Here is a 23,392-nt window from a genome sequence, read left to right on the forward strand (position 1 = left end):
CCTGAAGGGAGAGAGAGTATGAAAGTTAAATATTTCTCAAATATTTTGAAAATTGCTTCGATTATCGTTTTGTATCTTTTTTCATCATGCAATATATCGGAGGCGCTCGGCGTGAATGTGATGAATATAAGTGATCCAAAATGGAAATTGGTCTGGTCGGATGAGTTTGATGGTAAGGAGCTTGATAAAAACAAATGGAGATTTGATATAGGAAATAACAACGGATGGGGAAACAACGAACTTCAGTATTACACAGAAGGAAAAAACGTTAAGATAGAAAACGGGATGTTGATAATCGAAGCACGAAGGGAAGATGTCAAAGATGGTAATCGTACTTACAATTACACATCTTCGAGAATAAAAACTGAAGGGTTATTTTCAGTCCAGTATGGTAAAGTGGAAGCGAGGATAAAATTCCCGTATGGAAAAGGACTGTGGCCCGCATTTTGGATGCTTGGTACAAACATCAGATACGTCGGTTGGCCTATGTGCGGTGAGATAGATATCGTTGAATTCTTGGGTCATGATAAATGGACGGTGTACGGTACAATCCACGGACCTGGTTACAACGGTGGTAAAGCCATATCGAAAAGTTTTAAAGCTGATGCCACGAAAGACAAATCCTTCGTTGATGAATTCTATGTTTATGGTATCATGTGGAATGAAGACGAGGTTGTGTGGTACGTTAACGATAAAATCTATCACCGTGTTTCGAGAGAATCTTTAGAGAAACAAGAGAAACTCTGGGTCTTTGATCAACCGTTTTTCATCATACTCAACCTTGCAGTTGGTGGTAACTGGCCCGGATATCCAACGTTCGAAACACCATTCCCAGCAAGGATGTACGTAGATTATGTCCGTGTATACAAGCTTGAAAATGAGTGAGAAGCTCTCTGGAAAATCAAGTTAAAATGAGTCAAAAGAGGTGGGAGTTGTGGCAAATATCCGTGAAGTGGCTAAACTTGCCAACGTTTCGATAGCCACCGTCTCACGAGTACTCAACGGAAGTGATAAGGTATCTCCTGAAACAAGAAAAAAGGTACTCAGTGCTATGAAAAAGTTAGATTACAAACCTTCGTTCTCTTTTAAAGATAGTACAACTAAATTGATGCATACAATTGGTGTGCTCATGCCTGATATCCGTGGTTACCATTACAGCGATATAGTTATGGCTATAGAAGAGTACGCTTATTCTAAGAATTTCGACATCATGCTTGCTCTTCCAAAATGGGAAATCGATATAGAAAAGCATGTACTTGACCAATATTTCCGCAGGAAAGTCGACGGTATTATACTGGGTGAATTATTCGCAGGTCAAAAGATGAGAGAAAGATTCAAAAAAAGTGGTGTACCTATCGTCGTTATAGACTTTCGAGTTGATGAGATCGATTTCGATGTGGTCAACGTGGATAACGTAACCGGTGGTTATCTGGCTATGAAATATCTTTACGACCACGGACACAGAGATATATTGTTTATCCCTGGTCCTGAGTTATCTCCAGCAGCGCAAGACAGGGAAAAAGGTATTCGCAAGTTCCTCGATAAAATATCAAAGAAAGATGAAGTAAAGGTGTACCTTGGTGAACACCGTGGGTACAACTCCGAGCATGGATGGGTTAGTGTAACACAACATCTAAACAAATACGGATTGAACTTCACCGCAATATTTGCCGTAAACGATTGGGCGGCTCTTGGCGCAATAGATGCACTGAAAGATTACGGTATAAAGGTACCTGACGAAGTATCGATAATAGGTTTCGACGATGCACCGTTTGCACAATACACAAACCCGAGATTAACAACTGTGATGCAACCACGCTGGGAGATGGGCACAACCGCAGCACAACTTTTGATAGAACGTATCCTTGACAAACATCTCAGATTACCAAGAAACGTTATATTACCCACAAAAATAATCGAACGAGAATCTGTGAAAAAGATAATGTGATCATATGAAAACAAAACCATCCCCGGAAAGATTGTTTGATAGTCTCTGGGGATGGTTTATTTTTGCAAACATTTTAAAACCCATGTACTCCTTTTTGGCGTGCTTTGTGTTGGAGTATAACGTAACTCAAGTAACCAGCGATAATATAGAGAAAAGATATCACTGTGAAAATCATAAACTCACTTTTCAAATCAAAAATCGTTTTTGTACCCATCAGAAAATGTCTTGATAAATCTAAGCCCCACGTAAAAGGAAAGACGTACGAAACGTAACGTAAGAACTTCGGTAATACGGTCACTGGAAAGAACATCCCACCTATCAAAGGTGCAGCGTTTCCTACCAAGCTTACCAGTTCATCGGCGTCCTTTAAAAGTAACGTTAACCCAAAGAAAAGGAAGACAAATCCGAACGATGCAATAATGGAAATAACAAATGAACATATAAAAAGTAACAAGTTTAGTGGTTTTATTGTCAATAAATTGCTCAAAAGTGCAAGTATTAATATAGGTACAGATTCTATGGTTACTCTTGAAATGCCGAACACACTCCAAGATAGAATGTACTCAAGTCCGCTCACTGGTGTTAAGAAAATTTCTTCAAATTGTCCTATTCTCATGTAACGTCTCAATGTGAAGATTACTCCCCACAGAATTTCAACGTAATTCCAGTAGGCAGCACCAAGCGCAAGGTAACCGAAGATATTCGTTGTATTCGATGTCCCATAGAAAAACTTTACGATATTCGATTTACTACCAAGATAGTACAAGAATAATAACGGAATTATTGTGAGCAATGGCACGAAGAACGAACCGTAAAAATCTATCTTGTACCTTTTAGCCGAAAGAAATTGTGCTTTAATCAAGTACAAACCTCTTACCATTCTTCCCATTCTCCTTTTTGCCTTATCAAGTGTTCTGCTTTTTTCAACATCGCAACACCGACAACAAGATACACTACACTAATGATACTCACTGTAAGTAAATTAAAGAAAAACTTCGTAACATCGTTGGAGTTTAAGATTACCCTTCCAGCTTCGATTAAATACGTTAATGGCAGTAAGTAACTTGCTATACGAATATAGAACGGGAAATTGCTAACAGGATTTACCATACCAGATAGAAGACCTATTCCGTACTGAATCGAATAATTTAAAGTTCCGATGCGTTTGTACAGAAGATTCAAACCAGCAAAAAATATCGAAAAGAAAGTAATATAAAGCCCACTCACAAGTAACAATAAAAAGAAATAGAACGATAAATAAATATCTATGCCAAGCAACCAAAAAAACAAGAGTGTGAAAAGTGTTATGTACAAATTCATAATGAATGTATCAATTGCTTTTGAAAATAAAAATGCAACTGTGGAAATCGGTGATAAAACAATTGTTACAAGTGTTCCTTCCATACGTTCTTCCGAAAAGCCATCACCAACACCGAAAAAGTATTGATTCAACCAATACCAAAGGAGTGTACCAATAAGTATGTTGTTTACTATATCTTGCTGAGTTGTTATCTTTGCACTGAAAACGTACGGTGCAATCATAAAAAATGGAGTGAGCGCCATATTTATCCAGACAAATTTGTACTTCCTACGCACTTTCAAGTCTTTCATCGCTAAGATAAACACACTTTTTAAAGTATCCAGCACGTTCTTCACCTTCATTCGTTTTCAGCATATTCGGAAGATTGCAAAAAGAGTTCAGAAAGCTGGTTGTAAACATCTTTACTTGCGAAAATATCACCGTACCTTGAAATAAGCTCAATTTTTCCATTTTTCAGAAGTACTATCTTTGCATCCTCACTCAAATTGTGCAGTATGTGACTTACCATAACGACAGTCACACCATCTTTGCTCGACTTTTCTAAAAAAGAATTAACCTGAATGACGGCGTTAACATCGAGACCATTCAAAATCTCATCTATGAAGAGAATCTTTGGTTGATGAATTAAAGCTTTACAAAGTAACAATTTCTTACGCATTCCAGTTGAATAATCTTCAACGAGCTTATCTTTGTCATCGTATAAACCAAAAAAGTTAAGTAACTCTTCGGCACGTTCTATTCGCTTCTTTTTTGGAACATTGTAAATTCCACCGAATATGTCAAGGTTTTCCCAAGCCGTTAGCTTCCAATATAAACTTCTTTCGTTAGCAAGCACAACACCGATATACCTTGCGAGTTTTTTCCAGTGCTTTTTTACGTCAAAACCTAAGATGTTCACTTCACCTTCATCTGGTAAAAGTAAACCTACCATGATTCGCAAAAGCGTACTCTTACCAGCGCCGTTTGGACCTACCAATACGGTGAATTCACCTTCTGAAATGTTCAAACTTACATTTTCAAGCACTCTTTGGTCTCCAAAGGATTTACTAACACCTTTCAATAAAACAAGACTCAAGGAACGATCACCCTTTCTTGATTTAATACATATAATTCAATTAAATCTGAACTATACAATGTTTCTAAAAATTCTTTCCAACAATCTTTCGGAGTTTGCTTTAAAAATGAGTTGTATTTACAGCCACCATCACAAATTGGAAGAAAAGTACAACTCATACAAGTTTTATCATGAGAAATGGATTCTAAGAAATTAGCATATTTTTTAATGAATATCTCTTCGTTAGACATTATCTCTTCGTAATTTGCGATTTTGAAATTACTTACTCCAATTCCAGAAATACAATTGTATACATCACCATTCGGAGCTAAGACAAGGTCGGATTCTTTTTTGTATGTGCAAGGCCAAACATTTAGAAAATCGATGATCCTAAAGCCAAAATTAATCACAGATTTGACTGCTTCAACGTATTTTTCGGCGTACTCTTTTTGACAAATATTGATTCCTTTTAATGATAATCCACCATTTTCTGGATTCGTTAATAAACCAATATTAAAAATAACCCTTTCTGATAATACTTTCACTCCGAATATCTCAACGAGCTCGTCTAGCATCTTCTTGTAATAAAAATTAGAGTTTGTCTCATCTAAAACGGTATGAATCACCACAGTTGAATTTGAATAACAAAATATTTTACTCATGTTATCCATTATTCTGTCCCAACTACTTGCCCCATCTTTTCGTGGACGTCTTGCATTATGGAGCTCTCTTGGACCATCTAATGTCAACTGAATAACTCCAAATTTTCTGTGGTTTAATATTGAAAACAAATCATCAAAAACAAAATTTCCATTTGATATTATATTAAACTGTTTAAACTTTTCTTCAGATTCAATTTGTTCAAGAACCTGCTGCAAATAATCAATTTTTAGCGAAGGTTCCCCGCCAAAAAATGTAATAATAAATGATTTTGGATTGAAGATACTGAGAAGTTTTCTGTAAAGTTCCACTTTCTTCACAGTTTCAATTTCCAGTTGGGTTTTGTCTATTTTTGGTCCATTTTGCATGCAATATACACAACTTAAATTACAATCATAGGTAATTGCATCTGTTATTGACAAAGTATCGTTTGAATATTTTATCTTATTATTAATATAATTCATTAATGCAATTCTTTCATCTGAATCATAACTTTCGAATTTTGTGTTCAATGAGTTCTTATTTACTATCTTAATTTCACGCATTAAAAGATCATAATATATTATCTTATCATATTTATCAATTTTTACAACAAATCTACTCATTTCGGTTCCTCCCTATTTCGAATTTCAGTTATTTATTCTGAAATTCAAGTCTTCTAATTCGATCCAATAAAATATTAGACCCGGGTCTAGTAACATTAAACCATTAGGTTATTTTTTACTAATCTCAATGCTCGCACATCTTTGACTTCTATTTATACAACCACCAAGTGGAACATTACCATTGATTAATCTTTTCAAAATATTCATCTGTTATACCTCCTTGTAAGAATCAATAATTTTTAACACGATTTACTCTGCGCAGAGTTATTTTAATTATATCAAAAAAAAAAAAAAAAAAAGTCAATACTGTAACACCATATTCGTTGAATAGAAATAAAATCACCTATAAGATATAAAAAATCCCCCGACGAAGTTAAATGTGTTTCCGGGGGATGTTCATTTCTCAATTACTTTTGCCTTTGAAATTTTTCCGCACTGATGGTGACGATGTATTTGTTGCCATCAACTTCAACTTGGTAATTTATCGAAAAAGTATCAGGTAGGTTTTTCAAAACCGTGTCATCGATCGTTTCCCAAAAGATATTTTCCGCTTTTAATTGGGCTTTCTCTTGCCTTAGTGCTTCTTCAAGCATGTTTCTTTGCATGGGGATAGTTGATAAGACTATTGCAACGAGTATTAGAAGAACAATTATCGCAGATAGTATTTCGATGTAAATCACATCATCTTCACCTTCATCTGTTTTCTGATAGGAATTTCATTATACCTTGCGCAGCTTTTTTACCAGCTCCCATGGCTAAGATAACTGTTGCTGAACCTGTTACAATATCTCCTCCAGCGAAGACTTTCGGATTACTTGTCTGACCGTATTCGTCTGTTATTATGTAACCGTATTTGTTTGTCTTTAAATCTGGAAATTGACTGAGCAGAAATTTATTCGCTTCAGTACCTATCGCTTCGATAACTGTATCCATTTCCAAGATAAAGTTACTGTTTGGAATCTCAACAGGTCGTCTTCTACCACTTTCATCAGGCGCGCCAAGTTCCATCCTGATACATTCGATAGCTACCAAATTACCATTTTCATCACCGATGTACTTGACAGGTGTTGCGAGTGTGTAAAATTTAACACCCTCTTCTTTCGCATGTTCGATTTCCGCTTTTCTCGCTGGCATTTCTGCTTCTGTTCGACGGTATATTATAGTGACGTCTGCACCAAGTCTTAGAGCACTTCTTGCTGCATCCATTGCGGTGTTTCCACCACCGATTACAGCCACTTTTTTGCCGATTCGTATAGGTGTATCGTACTCCGGGAATTTGTACGCTCTCATAAGGTTTATCCTTGTTAAAAATTCGTTGGCAGAATACACACCGTTCAACTCACTTCCGGGTATGCCCATAAATTTAGGTGTGCCAGCACCGACACCGATGAAAACGGCATCGTAAGATTCGAGGATTTCCTTAACGGATATAGCGTATCCAACTGGTATATTCTTGAAAAATCGCACATCGAGTTTTTCAAGTGCGGCAATTTCTTTTTTGACTATCGATTTTGGTAATCTGAATTCTGGTATACCGTACGTCAATACACCGCCGAATTCGTGCAGGGCTTCGTATATATCCACGGTGAAACCATATCTACCAAGTTCAGATGCAACCGTCAATCCGGCTGGTCCAGAGCCGATTATAGCCACTTTCTTATCTTTTGCTTTGCTTATGTTGAATTGAAATTTAGTATTTTCATTTTCGTATTCGATGTTGTTTTCATCCGCCCAATCTGCGACGAATCGTTCAAGTGCACCTATGTTGATTGATCTTCCAATTTTATTTAAAATGCATAACCCCTCGCATTGTACCTCTTGTGGACATACACGTCCACATATTGCTGGCAGATAATTGTAAGATTTTAAAATCTTATACGAACCTTCGAAATTACCCTTAGCTATCTCTTTAATAAAGCCCGGTATATCGATACCGACCGGACAACCGGATATACACGTTGGTATTTTACATTGTAAGCATCGTGAGGCTTCCTGTTGCGCCAATTCTGGTGTGTAACCGAGCGATACTTCCAAAAAGTTAGTTTTTCTTATTTCAGCAGGTTGTTCTGGCACGTGGACTCTGTCTTTCACAGCCATGTAGGTTCACCAACTTCTTTCAGATATCTTTCAAGAGCCAATTTTTCTTGTTCTTTGTATTGGTTTAGCCTTTTGATGAAGCTATCCCAATCAACGTATCTACCATCGAATTCTGGTCCATCAACGCATACGTACTGTATCTTTTCGGAATTATCAGTTTTTATCACCGTTCGGCAACCACCACACATACCAGTACCATCTATCATGATAGAATTCAACGAAACCCAAATGGGAATGTTGTATTTTGTGGCAATTTCACTTGAAAGTTTCATCATGATAGCTGGTCCTATCGACCAAATTACGTTGTAATTTTCTTTTTCAAGCTCGATTTTCATGGCATCTATCACGTTACCTTTGTATCCGAAACTTCCATCGTCTGTTGTTGGTAAAAGTTTATCGGCAAATGTGAATTCATCTCTTAATATCAAATCTTGGATTGTTCTTGCTCCAATTATAACTGTTATGTTGTTGCCTGCACTTTTTAGCGCTTTTGCAATTGGTAATATAGCGGCTATTCCAACTCCACCACCGATTATTAGTACGTTTCCATGATACTTAATTTCACTTGGCTTACCGAGTGGTCCAACTACATCGTAAAGTATATCGCCTTCGTTGAGCGAGCACAGTTCGTATGTGGATTTCCCAACCGCTTTGACAACGATTCTGAACGCTTCACCATTGGACTCGGCTATCGTTAGAGGTATGCGTTCGCCTTTTTCACTTATCCTCACTATAACAAACTGACCAGGTTTAGCTTGTCTACCAATGAGATCATTTTTAATCCAGACATCATGAACTCCGTAGGCTAATTTACGCTTACGCAATATCACGTTGTTAAGCTCTTCTTGGTTCATTGATAATTCCTCCTATACTTAGGTGAGCAAAGAAAAAAATGTATTGTTATACTGTTTTCTGGGCGTCTATTAAAGCTAAGAACTCTTCGTTCGATTTCGTTTCTTTCAATTTTGAAAGTATGAGTTTGAGACCTTCTTCTTCAGACATAGAGCTCAACATACGCCTAAGGATCCACACTTTCTTCAATTCGTTTTGCCCAATCAATAATTCTTCTTTTCTTGTACCCGAAAGTGCAAGATTGATGGCTGGGAAAATCCTTTTGTTAGCAAGCTGTCTTGAAAGCACAAGTTCCATATTACCTGTACCTTTGAATTCTTCAAATATCACTTCATCCATCTTCGATCCAGTCTCTATGAGTGCGGTTGCGATGATGGTTAAACTTCCACCTTCTCTTGTGTTTCTTGCAGCACCGAAGAAATGTTTGGGTTTGTAAAGTGCAGCCGGATCAACACCACCAGTCAACAGTTTACCACTTGGTGGAACGGTTATGTTATAAACCCTTCCAAGTCGTGTAAGACTATCAAGGAGCACAACAACGTGATTTCCATATTCAACAAGTCTTTTGCACATTTCAAGCGTAAGTTCAGCAATTTTTATCTGCTTATCGGAAGGCATATCAAACGGGGCTGCTATAACCTTTGCATCTACCGATTCTTTGATATCTGTAACTTCTTCAGGTCGTTCATCGATGAGTAATACGATTCTAATTGTATCAGGATGGTTAGTTGCAATTCCGTTGGCAATTTCTTTGAGTATCGTGGTCTTACCGGTCTTCGGTGGAGCGACGATCATTCCCCTTTGTCCTTTACCTATCGGTGTGAACAAGTCAATCAACCTTTGGTGGTAAACCCTGAGCAGGCAGAAATCGTGAAGTATATTTTCGCAGAAGTATTATCGGGCAAAGGTACACAGAAAGTTGCAGATGATCTTAATCAAATGGGTATACCTACTAAAAGAGGTGCTCGTTGGACTGCTACTACAATTCGAGGGATATTAAAAAATGAGAAATATACTGGGGATGCTATACTGCAAAAAACTTATACAGATTCCCGATTTAATAAGCGCACCAATTATGGTGAGAAAAATAAATATTTAATAGAAAATCACCATGAGGCAATTATCAGCCATGAAGTATTTGAAGCAGTAGAAGCTGCCTTAAATCAAAGGGCAAAAGAAAAGGGCATAGAAAAGCGTAACAATAAATACCAAAACCGGTATTCTTTCTCTGGAAAAATTATTTGCTCGGAATGTGGTAGTACCTTTAAAAGGCGAATTCATTCATCTGGTGCAAGAAAATACGTAGCCTGGTGTTGTAGCAAACACTTAAAGCAGATAACAGAATGTTCCATGCAGTTTATTCGAGATGAGGATATAAAGAAGGCATTTGTTACGATGATGAATAAGCTGATTTTCGGCAGAAAACTTATTCTACAACCACTATTAGAGGCTTTACGTGGAATGAACAAGTCTGATAACCTTTCAAGAATTCAGGAATTAGAGAAGCAAATTGAAAAAAACGCGGAACAGAGAGAACTGCTTGTAAAGCTTATGGCGAAGGGATATCTAGAACCTGCCCTTTTTAATCGAGAAAACAATGAACTGCAAATGGAAGCAAACAACTATATGGAGCAAAAAGAAGCATTAATTCATGCCTTAAATGGAGAATTATCAAAGGTGCAGGAAGTCAGTAACTTAATAAAATTTACAAATAAGGCTGAAATGTTAAGTGACTTTAACGACCAACTTTTTAATGATTATGTTGAAAAAATAATTGTCTTCTCAAGAGTAGAGATAGGTTTCATTTTAAAATGCGGAATCACACTAAGGGAAAGGATGTGAGAAAAGTGGCACATACGCCTTACGGCTATAGGATAGAGAATGGTAGAGCAGTTATCGATGAAGAAAAAGCTGAAAAGGTTAGGAGTTTGTATAGGGGATACTTATCAGGCCTTTCTTTATCGGTCGCAGCAAAGACTGCTGGAATAGATGCTTATCATGGAACTGCTGGAAGGATGCTAAGAAACGAACGTTATCTTGGTGATGATTATTACCCTGCCATCATTGATAAAGAGACCTACGAAAAAGCAGAAGCAGAGAGGGTAAAGAGAGCGAAAAAGCTAGGTAGAATCTTTGAACCCAAGAAAGAAGACAAACCTACTATTTCTAAGAAGTTTACCATAGGACAAGTAATTCAGAAGTATACAAATCCTTTTACACAAGCGGAGTATGTTTATAGCTTAATAGAAAGTGAGGGACAGTAAGATGGCAGTTAGTAAAAATGTAATGATTATACCTGCAATAAAACGCATGGGCAACAATCGAAAAGAAGATGAAACACCAAAACTTCGGGTTGCTGCTTATTGTCGAGTTTCTACCGACAGCGATGAACAAGCTAGTAGTTACGAAGTGCAGATTGAACATTATACTGAATTTATTAAGAAAAATTCAGAGTGGGAATTTGCAGGGATCTTTGCTGATGATGGTATCAGCGGTACAAATACAAAAAATCGTGATGAATTTAATCGAATGATTGATGAGTGTATGGCTGGGAAAATTGATATGGTTATTACCAAATCAATAAGCCGATTTGCTAGAAATACCTTGGACTGTCTACAATACATCAGAAAACTTAAAGATAAAAATGTTGCGGTATATTTTGAGAAAGAAAATATCAATACACTGGATGCCAAAGGTGAAATTATGCTTACCATTATGGCATCCTTAGCGCAACAAGAGAGCCAGTCACTAAGCCAGAATGTAAAGCTTGGTTACCAATACCGATACCAACAGGGAGAGGTAATGGTCAATTGTTCTAGGTTTTTAGGATATACCAAAGATGAAAATAAGCGATTAGTAATTGTGCCGGAGGAAGCTGAAATTGTTAAAAGGATTTACCGAGAGTATCTTGAAGGCTCCAGTATGGATAAAATCAAAAAAGGACTTGAAACTGATGGCATACTTACGGGAGCGGGGAAAAAAAGGTGGCATACCAGTACTATAAGGAAAATATTAAGCAATGAAAAATACATTGGTGATGCATTGCTCCAAAAAACTTATACGGTAGATTTTCTTACAAAAAAGAGGGTTGTGAATAACGGAATCGTACCTCAGTATTATGTAGAGAATAACCATGAAGCCATTATCCCGCGTGAAATTTTCATGCAGGTACAAGAAGAGTTAGTTCGTAGAAGTAGAGGACATATAAGTACTAGTGGAAAGAAAAGAAACTTTAGTTCAAATCATGTATTTTCGCAAATTATCTTCTGTGGTGAGTGTGGCGAAATATACCGTAGAGTTCATTGGAATAATCGAGGTAAAAAATCGATTGTTTGGAGATGCGTCAGTAGACTTGAGAATACAGGGTTAACTTGTCATTCCCGAACCGTGCTGGAGGATATGATAGGTATTGCTACGGTAGAGGCAATTAATAAACTAATAGGGCAAAAGGATGGCTTTTTAACTATCTTAAAGGAAAATATAGAAACAGTGATAAGTGAAACGGGCAATAATGTTGTTTCCGAGATAGATAAAAAGCTAGAGGAATTACAAAAAGACCTTTTGAGACTGGCCAATTCCAAAGAGGATTATAACGATATAGCCGATGAGATTTACAGGCTCAGAGAGGAAAGACATAAGGCTTTAGCAGAAGAAGCTGGCAAAAAAGGCTCCAAGCAAAGACTAGAAGATATGGAAAAGTTCCTAAATGAACAATCCACCCTCCTTGAGGAGTATGATGAGCAACTAGTAAGGAGACTTATAGAGAAAATAACGGTTTATGATGACAAACTAACTATTGAATTTAAATCTGGTGTAGAAATTGATATAGAAAAATAAAACGAATTTGACCGCCGATTGAGGAGAAATACTTCTTGATGGGCGGTTCTTTTCTATTTATACTTGGGGATAATCTAATAAGTGAACTCGTTTCAGCAAGCTGAAACATCGGGGAATCAGATGGAGAGTCTACTCCACCTGATTAAAACCCACCTACGCTGCGCTTAGAGGTGGCGGTCTTGACCGTAAAGCTAAAAGATAAACACACTTGAACAATTACTCATATGTTTTTATTGACAAACGGAGAATTGAGGTTTATAATATATATGAAAGCTTATTCAAGTGTTCAATTGAATGATAAGGAGGTGATATAAATATGGCAAAAAAAATTCAACCAATTGAAAGATGCGACTGTGATGTAATACATGAGGAAATTGTAAATAAAGTGCGAGAAAAAATGCCTCAAGAAGAAACTCTATATGATCTAGCAGAACTATTTAAAGTTTTTGGAGATTCAACAAGAATTAAGATACTCTGGGCATTAGATGAATCAGAGATGTGCGTTTGCGATATTGCATTCTTATTAAATATGACCCAATCAGCAATTTCACATCAGCTAAGAGTCTTAAAGCAGGCTGGACTAGTAAAGAGCAGAAGAGAAGGAAAGATTGTATTCTACTCTCTTGAAGATGAACATGTAAAGCAAATATTTGACCAGGGATTAATTCATATTTCAGAAGAAAGTAAGTAAAGGAGGGTCAGTAATGTTAAAGAAGGAAGTAATTTTAGAAGGTTTAGATTGCGCAAATTGTGCAGCTAAAATTGAAGATGAGGTTAATAAATTAAATGGAGTCAAAGCCTATATGAACTTCATGAACAAGACATTGACTTTAGAAATTGAATCAGAGCAAGAGTATAAGAATATATTACAGCAAGTTAAAACCATAGTGCACAAGCACGAACCGGATGTGGTAGTGAAAGAAAAATCCGTTAACAAGAGCAATAAAAAAGTATTAATACTTGAAGGACTTGGCTGCGCGAATTGTGCAGCTAAAATAGAAAAAGAAATAAGCGGTCTAGAAGGAGTTGAATTTGCTGCAGTAGATTTTGTTTCGAAGAAACTAACACTGGAAATAAGTCCGAAAGTCAACCGCTCTGAGTTAAATGAGAAGATTGAAGCCATAGTAAAGAAAATAGAGCCAGATGTAAAGGTCATTTTTGAGGAGAATACATCTAAGGCCAACGTAAAAGAAAATAATGAAGAGCATTCCTGTAAGGAAAAATAGATTTTGAAAAAAGTATCGCCTCCTGATAATATATAATTACCCCATCACACTAAAATCAGGAGGCGATACCATGGAACAAAAGTATGTTAATCCAAAAGTTTCAAGAATTTCTCAAGACACTCTAATTGTCGGTATTGATGTTGCTAAAAGAAATCATTGGGTTAGGATGACTGATTATCGTGGAATTGATTTGATTAGCCCTTTCAAGATTAATAATACCATAGATGGTATTAAAATGTTAGAGGAAAAAATAAGAATTATTAAGCAAAAGGAAGGGTTAAACAACGTAATCTTAGGCATGGAACCATCAGGGCATTATTGGAAGGTTTTAGCTTGGCAAATGAAATCTAACGAGCAAGTAAATTATCTTGTTGGAGTAAATCCATATCATGTGAAGAAAAGCAAAGAATTTGATGATAACTCACCTAGTAAAAATGACAAGAAAGATGCAGGATTAATAGCCAAATTAATCAAAGATGGAAGATATTTCGATATGCATTTATCAAATGATGTGTATAGTGAGTTAAAAGTATTAACCACGACAAGGGAACAATTAGTAAGTAAGAGAAAAAATTCAAAAAATATTGTAATAGCTATAATAGACGAATACTTTCCTGAGTATGAGAAGATATACAAAAACATATTTTCGGAAGGTTCGATGAAATTATTAAAGACCTATCCATTTCCGGAAGAGATATTAAGAGTTGGAGTAGAAGAAATAGAAAGTGTATTGAAAGAATCGACAAAGGGGAAAGACTGGAAAAGTAGGGCGCGGAAGATATACGAAGCAGCGAGAGAATCGGTAGGAGTAAGAGCAGGGCAAAAAAGTGCGAAAATGAAATTAAGGATGCTATTGGAAGAAATAGAGCTATTAACAAGACAAATTCAAGAGCTAGAAGAAGAGATGAAAAAAATGATAGAAGAAACAGAAGAAGGGGAATATATAGAAAGTGTGCCAGGGATAGGAACGGTAATGACAGCCACGATATTAGGAGAGACAGGAGGGTTAAGCAGGTTTAAAAGCTGGAAACAAATAAGGAAATTAGCTGGATTGAACCTGTACGAAGAAAGTTCTGGAGAACACAAAGGAAAAACGCGGATAACAAAAAGAGGGCGGCCGTTACTGAGGAAAATAATATACTTGATGGCAAAAACGGTGATAAGACATAACCGTGAAATAATGGAAAAATATTTAAAACTGAGGAAAAGAGAAAAAAATCCATTAAAAGAGACACAAGCATTGATAGCAATAGGATTGAAAATGATAAGGATAATATTCAAGTTAGTGAAAAGCAAGACAAGATATGAACCGGAGAGAGTATATGTATAGGTGAGAAAGCCGGTCACCTCCATTAGGAAAGTAACCAGGATACGAGAATAAGCAAACTCACCATACCTCAAATAGGACGAAGGAATGTGAGAGTGTGGAACAAACCAGGTGGGCATAAGAGGGTTAGTTTGAGGGAAAATGGTGGGGAAGTAGTTAAAAAAAATAATCTAAGAAGGAATAAAGCGACATAAAAATAATGAATTAATTCATTAAAGATAAAAAATTAAAATTATTAAGATTTTAGATAAACTCTTTTGGAAAAGAAAGGGAAGTAAGAATTTTTTGAAAAAATAAGAAAAAACGTATTTCAGGAGGCTAATCAAAAATATTTCTTTGAAGAGGGAGGGAAGGGTATGAAAAAGATTAAGTTTTTTGCTTTGATGGTGTTGATACTTTCTGTATTGTCACTTGCGGCATTGAAAATTGAAGGGAACAAAGTTGTCTTTACATTCAACTATCCTCAGGCAAATACGGTGCATCTTGCCGGTACATTCAACAATTGGTCAACAAACGCTAACCCAATGAGAAGAGAAGGGGATCTGTGGGTTACCGAACTTGAGCTTAAACCAGGAACATACCAATACAAATTTGTTATCGATGGTGGAAAAGTGTGGAAAGAAGACCCAGACGCTCCAGGTTACACGGATGACGGATTTGGTGGGAAAAATGGTGTTTTTACACTTGCACTCAAGGATGATCAACTAGTTATCGTTGCTCCAGCTACAGAAATTAAAGAAAAAGTTGAAATCAACACGGAAAGAGAAGAAAACTTTTATATAGAAGATAACACGTACGTTGTTATAAGATTTTACAAACCCGAAGCAAGGTACGTTTTTATTGCGGGGTCGTTCAACAACTGGAGCATGAACGATACAGAATGCTACAGCTCAGGAGATGGATGGTGGGAAGCTGTTTTGGAGCTCACACCTGGTGTGTATCAATACAAATTTGTTGTTGATGGAAAAGATTGGCTCTTTGACCCAAACGCACCTGCATTTGTTGACGATGGATTTGGTGGAAAGAACGGGATATTTGAAGTTTGGAAGGAAGATGGACAACTAAAAGTTGGAGCACCAAGAGTCAAACAGGAGGAAGAGCCAGCTAAAGTAGAATTACCAAAGGAAAATACTGTTAAAAGTGTTGAATACGAAATAGACGGGAAACTTTCCGAAAAAGAAAAATCAACTGCCATATTTACAGGTTCAACATTGAAAGAAATTTACGTTGCAAGAACATCAACTGCAGCATATGTGGCAGTTGTACTTGACAAACCAGCTAGAGATTACGTTGGACAAAATGTTCTCTTTGAAGTTTACACCGACGCACCAAAAATGACAGCGTCGAACAGAAAAACATCCGGTGGTACAATACTCAGTAAACCAGTTGGTTTCAGATTCTCACTCAACATGAGAACATGGCAAACAAGGAAACGTGGTACATTCTTCGCAGCTGCAGGAGACGATTCTTGGATACTCCAAGCAAATGTCTTCAAATCAGCAGTTGATGATGTTGTCGAGATTGAAATACCATACGATATACTCGGAATCAAAAGTGGGGAAAATTTCAACATTTACATCGTATGTTCTGTTGATGGAAAAGATGAAGTACTGCCGCAAGAAGGCATAGCTATAAAGACACCTACGATGCTTTCTGGAAATGTGATAGCAAAATTCGCCGATAAAATTGGCGATGATTACGGCTTTGGTACGTACGTTTATCCAAAAGATCCAGCTTTTGCGCCTTACAAAGGACTTTGGGACATAACAGAAGTTACCGTACTTGAAAATGACGAAGCGTACGTTTTCAGCATCAAATTTGCTGAAATGACCAACCCATGGGCGTCACCAAAAGGCTTTTCACACCAACTTGTGAACATTTACCTTGACACAAAGGCTGGTGGAAAGACGTCAACATACAAAGAAGGGGCAAGGGTACAATTCAAAGAACCTTGGGATTACTTCATAAAGGTTGCAGGATGGCCAGATGATAGAATAGTCTTTGCCACAGCCGATGGTAAAGAAATACCAGAAGCTATAATATACGAAGCCGATCCAGCAGATAAAGTGATACATATAATCGTATTCAAGAAATACCTTGAAGTGAAAACTGGTATAAAAGCATACATCTTATCACTTAGCCAAGACGGATATGGTACTGATCACATCAGACCTGTTTCAAAAGACCCAACACAATGGACACTCGGTGGATACCCCGTTGATTCAAAAGACTTTGCACCATACGTACTTGATACAATAGTTCCAGAAGGTCAAAAACAAGAAGACATACTTAAATCATATGTTCCAGGACAATCGTACGCAACATTGATACCAATCGTGGTAAAATGACATAAGCAAACATAATTTGAAAACCTCGCTGGTGTAAAACCAGCGAGGTTTTTGTTTTTTTGATGAATTAGAAGAGATAGTGATATAATATTTTCGAGATTTAAACTTCAAAACAAAGAGGTGAGAATAATGAAAGAACTGCCGATAGGTGTAATAGATTTCAAAGATTTAATAAATGGAAATTTTACATACGTGGATAAGACAAAGTACATATACGAACTGGTGAAAAGAGCAAAAGGATACTATTTTCTTTCCCGACCAAGGAGATTTGGGAAGAGTTTGACAGTGAGTGTACTTGAGTATTTATTCAAAGGAGAGAAAAAACTATTCGAAGGCACATGGATATACGACAAATGGAATTGGGAAAGCTTTCCTGTTGTTAGGCTGGATATGAACGAAATAGATACAACTTCACCGGAAGATACGTACAATTCTCTTTTCTTAAGATTAAAACGTATAGCCAAAGATTACGATGTTTCATGTGTTGACGGCACTATTTCCGATGTATTCTATTATCTTGTGCAGGATATAGGTCGGAAATACAACAAACCCGTTGTCTTACTCATCGATGAATACGAAAAGCCGATATTAGATCATATTTCAGACAAACAAAAGGCACACGAAATGAGAGAAATACTCAGACAACTGTACACAAAAATCAAAAGTCTTGATCAATATCTTCGCTTTGTCTTTCTCACTGGTATTACCAAATACACCAAGGCTGGTGTGTTCTCCACTTTGAACAACCTTGTTGATATATCTTTCCATGAAGATTTTTCTCAAATGCTTGGATATACACAAGAGGAAATCATTCAATATTTTCCTGAGTACATTGATATGGCTTGTCAAAAGTTAAATATGAGCAAGGATTACTTACTTGAGCAACTTGAGAAATACTATGGCGGTTTTTCTTTCGATGGAAAACACTTTGTGTTCAATCCATTTGCGGTACTTTTGTTTTTCTTTCACAAAAGCTTTCTTGTATACTGGAACGATTCAGGAGCACCGAAGTTTTTACATGATTATCTACGTGCAAGGAAAGTCAAGCTTGAAGATATCCTCAAAAAAGATTTACTCATCTCATATATCGAATTGACAAGTAGAGAAATAGAAGAGAGCGTTGCTAAATCTTTCCTTGTTCAAGCAGGATATCTGACATTTTACAAGGAAATAGACAGCGGACTGTACGGGTTAAAAATACCAAACATAGACGCTGGGCAATCATTGTCTCAGATGTTACTTGAATTGAATTACGAATTGGATATAGATGATTTAAACAGAATAGGAGTAAAGATAAAGGATGCTGTGAAAAAAGAAAACGTTGATGGGTTGATAGGTGGATTAAAAGAGATACTTGGTAAGATGAGCATATTCACCCCATGAAGGATTTGGAGGGAAATTAGGAGAGTGATAAAATTCATCTTAGAGGGGTGAGTCGTATGCAGAGCAGGAAAGAGTATTCTCCAGAGTTCAAACTTACTGTCGTCAAGGAATATCTTAACGGTGATAAGTCACAAGCGCAGATTTGTGAGAAATATTCAATCTCTCCCAGCATATTCTTCAGATGGTTGAAGAATTACAAGGAATCAGGATACGATGATTCAGTATTCAATGTCAGCAGAGGAAGGCCGGGATCAATCATATCAGATTATTCAAAGATACCGCCATTCATCTTTGAATCGGCAGGTGTTCGGAGAGACGATTCAACCAATCCGAACGACACAATTGCCTTGAAACGGAAACTTGAATACTACGAGAAGATACTGCTCGAGAAGGAAGTACAATTGAGGATAGCATTAGACCAAATAGAGTTATTAAAAAAAACAAACAGCAAGAAAGAGAATCAACAAAAGTAAAATCGACAAATGTTGGAGAATTGTTAATAAGTTTGAAGTACAAGAGAATTGGAGTATGCCTAAGATATCTTTTAGGGAAGTTTCAAATGAGTTCAAGCACATTTTACGCAACAACACGAACGTTCTTTTCAATAGATTGGATAAAGGGAAAGAGCAAAAGAAGATGCAAAGGCTACTCAACAAAGGTAACAGGGGAAACAATCAGCGACGAAGAAATAGAGGGACTTTTAGTTACGATATACGAGAATGAGAACTGTAATGATCCAGAATACTACATCAAGACACTTGGAGACAAGAAGCTCTCGAAAGTACTGAAGAGAAGATACGGAATAATAGTAAATCACAAGAAAATATACAGAATGAGGAAAGAACTCGGACTAATACGTAAGTACAAGAAACATGCAAAACATCCAAAGAAAAGGCCAAAGGATCATGAAATAGGAGAGACAAATAGATATTGGGAAGCAGACATTAAATTCATACCGACAAAGAAAGACGGATACGTACCGATGCTTGACATAATAGACGTGAGAGACAAAACGATAGTAGGGACACATTTGGGACAGAAGAGCAAATCGAAGAACTTCATAGAATGCATAGAAAGAGCGATAGAATACAGGAAAGTAGATACGAAGAAACTGACGATAAGGACAGACAATGGGCCACAATTCAAATCAAAAGCAACGGAAGGATACCTGGAAGAAATGGGAATAGAGCATGAATTTGGATACAAGAACAATCCAAACAGCCAAGCATACATAGAGTCACATCATTCAGTAGTAGAGAGAGAATTCGTACAAATGAATGAATTTGAGTACATAGAAGACGTATACAATGCATACAAAGCATACATATACTTCTACCAAGAGATAAGGCCGCACGGATCATTAGGATATATGACACCGAGCGAATATGATGAACTATTAAACGAGCAAGAAAGTAGGAAAGGCGCAATTAACAGAGTGGTGGTTGTGAAAAAATGAGACTCGCTTAATTATTCTCCAAAAACAGGGGGTTTAACCGGGAGGGATAATAGACATTCTGATAGAAAACAACGGGGTTGCGTATATAATTGAGCTGAAGGTTGACAAAAGTGCAAAAGAAGCGCTTGAACAGATAAAGGAAAGAAGATATTATGAAGGATTCACAAGCAAGAAATGTTATCTTATAGGTGTGAGTATAGATAGTCGGTTAAAAAACATAAAGGAATGGACCTACGAAGTTATCGAGGCAAAGTAAAAAGCGAGGTTGATAACGATGGAGAAATTTCCACCTATGCGTAGAAAAGATAGAGAATTACCAGAACAACAAACGTTTGAAATACTCAAATCCGGTGATTATGGTGTCTTAGCAACATTTAACGGCGAATATCCATATGGGATACCAGTAAACTATGCATTTGATGGAGAGTATATCTATATTCACTGTGCTAAAGAAGGTCATAAGATAGAAAACATAAAAAAATTTTCAAACGTATGCTTTACTATTGTCAAAAGCTACGAAATTTTGCCTGATGAACTATCAACTGCATATGAAAGCGTAATTGCCTTTGGAAAAGCTTCAATAGTTGAAAATGAAGACGAAAAGCGCGGAGCACTTGAACTGATAGGAAAGAAATATTCAAATAACTTAGAGAAAATAAAAGGCGAAATCGCAGATTCAATACAGAGAGTGAGCATTATAAAAATAGAAATCGAACACATATCTGGTAAATCAAGAAAAAGATAGTATATCGCAAAATGCGATATCGCATTTTGCGATATTTTTTTCATTTGTCAGAAATTTCCATCCTGGGTGTCTATATATATGAAAAGGAAAAAATCCCAATAGACTGTTCGGTGATATGAAAAAGTAGGGCAAAAAAGTAAAATTCTTGTTCTTCATCAAGATTTGTTTCTGAAAACCTTTGTCGTTTTTCTTCGTCGGTTTTTGAAATTGGTAATTTTCGTTCTTTGATAGTCAATTTCTAAGCTTTTTTCACTAAAAAATATCTTCACTGTCTCCACATTGCTTTTTTACTTGGATTTGATTTTTCTTTACTTGTTTGTTTTACTGTAGTGCAAATAGTTCTTGATGGTGTTCAAACAAGTAATTCAGTAACGGTTTTTGTATCTTTGTCCAGTTTTTTGCTTGATGTTTTATTCTTAGTTCTCTTTTGATATTGTGCATTACCACAAACGCTTTGATGTAATAAAACACATTCGATAATTTTTTGAATCCTCTTCTAACTTGAGTAAACATTGCAAGAAGACTATTTCTTGATTCAGCTGGTTGATTTTTCTTTGAATCGATGATTTTGTGCTTGATATTGAGTTTTTCGCAAGCTACAGCATAGGAAGGTAGACCGTCAGAGTAAACAAGTTTAGGTTTACATGGAAAGATTAGTTGCAAAGCTTCAAAAGTATCACGATTAGTGGAAACAACAAAGTTAACGATTCTGTACTTACTCACGGCAAAGAAAATGTACAAATTACGTCTTTCATCACCGATTTTGATTTTCTCAAACTTCTCATCGACGTTGATAATATCAGACAGGATAGGAGAAAATACGATAGCTTTAGAAAGATTGATGATCCACTGATAAATAGTAGATACACTTGGAGAGTAACCTTGAGAAATTAAAACATTTCTAATTTGTCTGATAGACAAATTAGAATAGAAAAGCTCAAAGGCATGCAAGCAGACAGAAATAGGATACTTAGGCGAAAAACGGATAGAAGAGAAATACTCAACCAAAGAAAGAGTAAAAAGGTCAACGTTAGTTTTGAAATCACAAGTGCGACAACGGAAACGGACGTAAGAATGACGGACTTTGGAGATTTTCATGGGGCGATCACAATGAGGGCAGCGAGGATAAGGGAAATCGAAGCGTTTCTTACGCTGAGCTTTAGGGAAAGAGAAAGTGCGTTTACATTCAGAACAGATGAAACTGGTAACTTGAACCAAAGAACCATCGGGAGCACGACGATGATAGTGAGCGTTGATGTAGACTTTAGTTGGATGATCGCAGTAAGGACAGCGAGGACGATTGGAGAAGTCGGATTTACGTGGCATAGGGTAATCTACTTTCGTGAGGATGGAGGGGGGTGTACCCCTCTTTAAGAATTATACAACGAATTCGGATGGTTATCATAATTTTATCGAACAGTCTAGAACAGTCTCTAAATTTCAAATTACCCTTTTCATCTGTATAAGGTTCACTTCTGCCAAAAAATCTAACCTTTACCGCTTCTTCCGGCTTTGGAAATTCCCATGGATATCCATTCTTTAGCCAATCATCTGGGAGTTCCTTTTGAAATCCATTTTCGATAGCTTGTTTAAACAGGCCGTATTGATACCTAATCGTGTATCCGTAAGAAAGGCAACCGAGGGTGGCTAAGGAATCGAGAAAACAGGCGGCAAGTCTTCCAAGTCCACCGTTACCAAGCGCTGCATCTTCTTCCAAAAGCGCAATTTCATCGAGAGATACGTTGTATTTACTCAAAAGTTCTTTAACTTCATCTTCCGCTTTCAAGTTCAAGATATTGTTGTACAACAACCTACCTATCAAAAATTCCATCGATAGATAATTGACTATTTTCAGATCTTTCTTTTTGTAGATTATCTCTTCTGTGTTGAGCCATTTTTCGGCAATCAGGTCTCTAACAGAGTAGGAAAGTGCAAAGAATTTCTGTAGCAACGTGGAATACTCCGTTTTTTCCGCCAAGGAATGATGCATGTGGTACTTAAATTGCGTCGATAAGTCTAGTTTTTTGCTATTTCTTGCCACCATCCGCACCCCTTTTCTAAAACTTCAGAACCGTTTCCAACAAAAATCCATCTTAAAATTTACACTAAATTCGAAAAATGTCAAATACACAAGGAAAAACGAACATACTCTTGAATTCTCAAATTTTAGACGATTAAATGTTGTTTTGTGATGCTAATGCCTCCTAATCAGTTCATTTACAAATTCACTCCATTCAATATCCTTCGCCGACAACAGTAACGTGAGGTGGTACTTCAAATCGGCTAATTTGTATATCAAATGCTCTCTATCTTCTCCCATGGCTGCCAATACAACTTCGATACTTTCTTCACCGAATTTTTTGAATCGTATTATAACAAGAACCTTCTACAAGCCAAAATAATAAATAATCATAAGATTAGAAAATATATTGAGCATTAATTAATTAGATTTCTTTTTTTTTTACAATTACTCGCGATTGTCATCAAAAGAAGTTGTACTATAATAAAATTAGTCAGAACATCAAACCGGTTT

The 23,392-nt window shown here is 36.6% G+C and carries 25 protein-coding genes and 1 pseudogene; 15 read left to right on the forward strand and 11 right to left on the reverse strand.

All coding sequences use genetic code 11. The features are described from left to right. The first annotated feature begins 18 nt into the window (after positions 1–18). Entirely contained in the window at positions 19–885 is an 867-nt protein-coding gene (locus FNOD_RS08340) for a glycoside hydrolase family 16 protein (RefSeq protein WP_011994743.1), read from the forward strand. Positions 886–934: 49 nt separating this feature from the next. Beyond that, entirely contained in the window at positions 935–1,948 is a 1,014-nt protein-coding gene (locus FNOD_RS08345; protein ID WP_011994744.1) for a LacI family DNA-binding transcriptional regulator, read from the forward strand. Between the two features lie 73 nt (positions 1,949–2,021). Here FNOD_RS08345 and FNOD_RS08350 read toward each other — a convergent pair whose 3' ends face one another. The 8 genes and pseudogenes from FNOD_RS08350 to rho all read right to left on the reverse strand — a co-directional run. Further along, the gene (locus FNOD_RS08350) at positions 2,022–2,828 is read right to left on the reverse strand and encodes an ABC transporter permease (protein WP_004103205.1); all 807 of its coding nucleotides are present in this window, start codon (positions 2,826–2,828) and stop codon (positions 2,022–2,024) included. Continuing rightward, on the reverse strand, positions 2,822–3,595 hold the full coding sequence (locus tag FNOD_RS08355; protein ID WP_011994745.1) for an ABC transporter permease: 774 nt from the start codon (positions 3,593–3,595) through the stop codon (positions 2,822–2,824). The genes FNOD_RS08350 and FNOD_RS08355 overlap by 7 nt, the downstream gene beginning before the upstream one ends. Before the next feature lie 11 nt (positions 3,596–3,606). Then, complete coding sequence (locus FNOD_RS08360) at positions 3,607–4,344, reverse strand: ABC transporter ATP-binding protein (RefSeq protein ID WP_004103201.1); 738 nt, start codon at positions 4,342–4,344, stop codon at positions 3,607–3,609. Further along, positions 4,341–5,588 carry a radical SAM/SPASM domain-containing protein gene (locus tag FNOD_RS08365; protein ID WP_011994746.1) on the reverse strand — a complete coding sequence of 416 codons (1,248 nt, stop codon included), beginning with the start codon at positions 5,586–5,588 and terminating at the stop codon, positions 4,341–4,343. The genes FNOD_RS08360 and FNOD_RS08365 overlap by 4 nt, the downstream gene beginning before the upstream one ends. 407 nt (positions 5,589–5,995) lie before the next feature. Further along, entirely contained in the window at positions 5,996–6,268 is a 273-nt protein-coding gene (locus FNOD_RS08370; RefSeq protein ID WP_004103200.1) for a hypothetical protein, read from the reverse strand. Between the two features lie 13 nt (positions 6,269–6,281). Then, a complete protein-coding gene (gltA, locus tag FNOD_RS08375; protein ID WP_004103199.1) occupies positions 6,282–7,685 on the reverse strand; it encodes an NADPH-dependent glutamate synthase in 1,404 nt (467 codons plus the stop codon). Continuing rightward, entirely contained in the window at positions 7,676–8,539 is an 864-nt protein-coding gene (locus tag FNOD_RS08380) for a sulfide/dihydroorotate dehydrogenase-like FAD/NAD-binding protein (protein ID WP_004103198.1), read from the reverse strand. Before FNOD_RS08380 ends, gltA begins: the two co-directional genes overlap by 10 nt. A 46-nt stretch (positions 8,540–8,585) precedes the next feature. Next, positions 8,586–9,392, reverse strand: a pseudogene (gene rho / locus FNOD_RS08385) (transcription termination factor Rho); the annotation flags it as partial. A 15-nt stretch (positions 9,393–9,407) separates the two neighbouring features. Between rho and FNOD_RS08390 the strand changes: the two are divergent. From FNOD_RS08390 to FNOD_RS08440, 12 genes are all read left to right on the forward strand, one after another. Further along, positions 9,408–10,379 (forward strand): recombinase family protein, encoded by a 972-nt coding sequence (locus FNOD_RS08390; RefSeq protein WP_236938446.1) that lies wholly within the window; start codon positions 9,408–9,410, stop codon positions 10,377–10,379. A gap of 5 nt (positions 10,380–10,384) precedes the next feature. Next, on the forward strand, positions 10,385–10,801 hold the full coding sequence (locus FNOD_RS08395) for a recombinase family protein (RefSeq protein ID WP_004103225.1): 417 nt from the start codon (positions 10,385–10,387) through the stop codon (positions 10,799–10,801). A 1-nt stretch (position 10,802) separates the two neighbouring features. Next, on the forward strand, positions 10,803–12,374 hold the full coding sequence (locus FNOD_RS08400; RefSeq protein WP_011994748.1) for a recombinase family protein: 1,572 nt from the start codon (positions 10,803–10,805) through the stop codon (positions 12,372–12,374). A 316-nt stretch (positions 12,375–12,690) separates the two neighbouring features. Then, entirely contained in the window at positions 12,691–13,065 is a 375-nt protein-coding gene (locus tag FNOD_RS08405) for an ArsR/SmtB family transcription factor (RefSeq protein WP_004103228.1), read from the forward strand. A gap of 13 nt (positions 13,066–13,078) precedes the next feature. After that, positions 13,079–13,600 (forward strand): cation transporter, encoded by a 522-nt coding sequence (locus tag FNOD_RS08410; RefSeq protein ID WP_011994749.1) that lies wholly within the window; start codon positions 13,079–13,081, stop codon positions 13,598–13,600. A 70-nt stretch (positions 13,601–13,670) separates the two neighbouring features. Further along, the gene (locus FNOD_RS08415; protein WP_011993258.1) at positions 13,671–14,930 is read left to right on the forward strand and encodes an IS110 family RNA-guided transposase; all 1,260 of its coding nucleotides are present in this window, start codon (positions 13,671–13,673) and stop codon (positions 14,928–14,930) included. Positions 14,931–15,283: 353 nt separating this feature from the next. Beyond that, a complete protein-coding gene (locus tag FNOD_RS08420) occupies positions 15,284–17,275 on the forward strand; it encodes a glucodextranase DOMON-like domain-containing protein (RefSeq protein ID WP_011994750.1) in 1,992 nt (663 codons plus the stop codon). Between the two features lie 129 nt (positions 17,276–17,404). Beyond that, positions 17,405–18,658 (forward strand): ATP-binding protein, encoded by a 1,254-nt coding sequence (locus FNOD_RS08425; protein WP_049751033.1) that lies wholly within the window; start codon positions 17,405–17,407, stop codon positions 18,656–18,658. Between the two features lie 56 nt (positions 18,659–18,714). Beyond that, the gene (locus FNOD_RS08430) at positions 18,715–19,131 is read left to right on the forward strand and encodes a transposase (protein WP_011993257.1); all 417 of its coding nucleotides are present in this window, start codon (positions 18,715–18,717) and stop codon (positions 19,129–19,131) included. A gap of 32 nt (positions 19,132–19,163) precedes the next feature. Then, complete coding sequence (locus FNOD_RS08435; protein WP_187146486.1) at positions 19,164–20,114, forward strand: IS3 family transposase; 951 nt, start codon at positions 19,164–19,166, stop codon at positions 20,112–20,114. A 55-nt stretch (positions 20,115–20,169) separates the two neighbouring features. Further along, positions 20,170–20,370 (forward strand): PD-(D/E)XK nuclease domain-containing protein, encoded by a 201-nt coding sequence (locus FNOD_RS10000; RefSeq protein ID WP_420794727.1) that lies wholly within the window; start codon positions 20,170–20,172, stop codon positions 20,368–20,370. Positions 20,371–20,388: 18 nt separating this feature from the next. Further along, complete coding sequence (locus FNOD_RS08440; RefSeq protein WP_011994751.1) at positions 20,389–20,859, forward strand: pyridoxamine 5'-phosphate oxidase family protein; 471 nt, start codon at positions 20,389–20,391, stop codon at positions 20,857–20,859. 321 nt (positions 20,860–21,180) lie between these two features. On the opposite strand, the gene FNOD_RS09880 is transcribed toward FNOD_RS08440, so the two are convergent. Then, on the reverse strand, positions 21,181–21,780 hold the full coding sequence (locus tag FNOD_RS09880; RefSeq protein ID WP_158510139.1) for a DDE-type integrase/transposase/recombinase: 600 nt from the start codon (positions 21,778–21,780) through the stop codon (positions 21,181–21,183). Between the two features lie 24 nt (positions 21,781–21,804). Here FNOD_RS09880 and FNOD_RS09885 point away from each other — a divergent pair, with 24 nt between their 5' ends. Next, a complete protein-coding gene (locus FNOD_RS09885; RefSeq protein ID WP_236938358.1) occupies positions 21,805–22,233 on the forward strand; it encodes a hypothetical protein in 429 nt (142 codons plus the stop codon). Here FNOD_RS09885 and FNOD_RS08450 read toward each other — a convergent pair. Both FNOD_RS08450 and hisE read right to left on the reverse strand, forming a co-directional pair. Further along, positions 22,175–22,900 carry a glycogen/starch/alpha-glucan phosphorylase gene (locus tag FNOD_RS08450; RefSeq protein WP_033192267.1) on the reverse strand — a complete coding sequence of 242 codons (726 nt, stop codon included), beginning with the start codon at positions 22,898–22,900 and terminating at the stop codon, positions 22,175–22,177. The genes FNOD_RS09885 and FNOD_RS08450 overlap by 59 nt on opposite strands. A gap of 153 nt (positions 22,901–23,053) precedes the next feature. Continuing rightward, positions 23,054–23,233: a phosphoribosyl-ATP diphosphatase gene (hisE, locus tag FNOD_RS10005; protein WP_082204756.1), complete on the reverse strand. Its 180-nt coding sequence runs from the start codon at positions 23,231–23,233 to the stop codon at positions 23,054–23,056. Positions 23,234–23,392 lie beyond the last annotated feature (159 nt).

It is taken from the genome of Fervidobacterium nodosum Rt17-B1, assembly GCF_000017545.1.
GTDB classification, from domain to species: domain Bacteria; phylum Thermotogota; class Thermotogae; order Thermotogales; family Fervidobacteriaceae; genus Fervidobacterium; species Fervidobacterium nodosum.